Consider the following 740-nt stretch of genomic DNA (forward strand, 5'->3'; position numbering starts at 1 on the left):
CCTTACGGTATCTATGATTTAAGCTGGGATTCCCAATAATACCTTGATTTCAGTACAGACCGAAAACCCGAAGAGAGTGCCTTCTTTTCGGGTTTTCTTATATAATCCTCGAATGGCTTCCATGCCTTTAATCGTGGTAGAGGCAGTGCGTAAACTTCGATAGAATTTATTGCGTCTCTTTACTGGACGATGGTCTTGTTCAATCAAATTATTCAGGTATTTAATGGTACGATGTTCTGTCCCTTGATAAAAGCCGTATTCTTTTAGTTTCTTAAAGGCACTTGTAATAGAGGGGGCTTTATCTGTGACTACAACCTTCGGTTCATCAAACTGCTTCACTAACCGCTTAAGAAAAGCATAGGCTGCTTGTGTGTCCCGTTTTTTACGTAACCAAATATCCAAGGTTAAACCATCTGCATCGATGGCTCGATACAAATAATGTCATTTTCCTTTAATTTTGATGTACGTTTCATCCATTTTCCATGAATAAAAGGATTTTTTATTTTTCTTTTTCCAAATTTGATAGAGTAGTTTGCCATATTCTTGCACCCAACGATAAATCGTCGTATGAGAAACGTTAATGCCACGATCATATAAGATTTCTTGAACTTCACGATAGCTAAGGTTATAACGAAGATAGTAGCCCACGGCTACAATAATCACATCCTGCTGAAATTGCTTTCCTTTAAAATGATTCATCGTCATTCCTCCTGCTATCTTTTTCTATTATTCTACCTTAT

At 37.0% G+C, this 740-nt stretch carries 1 pseudogene; it reads right to left on the bottom strand.

Going from position 1 to position 740, the window contains the following annotated elements:
* Positions 1-18 precede the first annotated feature (18 nt).
* Positions 19-699: pseudogene (locus DVW06_RS16885) on the bottom strand (IS6-like element IS1216 family transposase).
* Between the last annotated feature and the right edge of the window lie 41 nt (positions 700-740).

Origin of the sequence: Enterococcus sp. ARL09-542 (assembly GCF_005234805.1) — a bacterium.
Taxonomy (GTDB): domain Bacteria; phylum Bacillota; class Bacilli; order Lactobacillales; family Enterococcaceae; genus Enterococcus_D; species Enterococcus_D gallinarum.